Source organism: Variovorax sp. GW531-E2 (assembly GCF_059423125.1).
In genome coordinates this window covers 1-640 of the sequence record NZ_JBWKXQ010000141.1, presented here as the reverse complement: position 1 = coordinate 640, position 640 = coordinate 1, and the positions used below count along the sequence as shown (strand labels likewise).

Below are 640 nucleotides of genomic sequence, written 5' to 3'. Positions count from 1 at the left end.
AGGCCTGCGCTTCGCCATCCGTGAAGGCGGCCGTACCGTGGGTTCGGGCGTCGTGGCCAAGATCCTCGACATCTAAGCCGGACGCAAAGGAATCACCATGGCTACCAAGCAAAAGATCCGCATCCGCCTGAAGGCATTCGACTACAAGCTGATCGACCAGTCGGCCGCTGAAATCGTGGACACCGCCAAGCGCACCGGCGCGATCGTCAAGGGCCCCGTGCCCCTGCCGACCCGCATGAAGCGTTTCGACATCCTGCGTTCGCCGCACGTCAACAAGACGTCGCGCGACCAGCTGGAAATCCGCACGCACCAGCGCCTGATGGACATCGTCGACCCCACCGACAAGACCGTGGACGCGCTGATGAAGCTCGACCTGCCGGCCGGCGTCGACGTCGAGATCAAGCTGCAGTAATTCGACCTCGCGTCGCATTCCGAGCACAGCCCGCCTGCAGAAATGCAGGCGGGCTTTTTTGTGCTTCACGTTTGTTTCTCAAGTGTGGCATCCTCGCGCACCGGCCTGCGGGACGCAGTGCGCCGGGGCTGAAACGAGGGCAGCACACGTGATGAGCCAGAAGTTCTCTTTTGCATTCGGTGCGGCGTGCATCGCAGCGGCATTGCTGGCAGGTTGCGGTGGGGGAGG

The 640-nt window shown here is 62.8% G+C and carries 2 protein-coding genes; both read left to right on the top strand.

What is annotated here, in order from left to right; genetic code table 11:
• Positions 1-76 (top strand): EF-Tu C-terminal domain-related protein (locus AC07XP_RS32310; protein WP_492679784.1); only part of this gene is annotated, 76 nt, incomplete at its 5' end.
• A 21-nt stretch (positions 77-97) separates the two neighbouring features.
• A complete protein-coding gene (gene rpsJ, locus AC07XP_RS32305) occupies positions 98-412 on the top strand; it encodes a 30S ribosomal protein S10 (protein WP_007838118.1) in 315 nt (104 codons plus the stop codon).
• The last annotated feature ends 228 nt before the right edge of the window (positions 413-640 follow it).

Coding starts and splice junctions, on each gene's coding strand:
- rpsJ (WP_007838118.1), top strand. CDS start 98: ATGGCTACCAAGCAAAAGATCCGCATCCGCCTGAAGGCATTCGACTAC.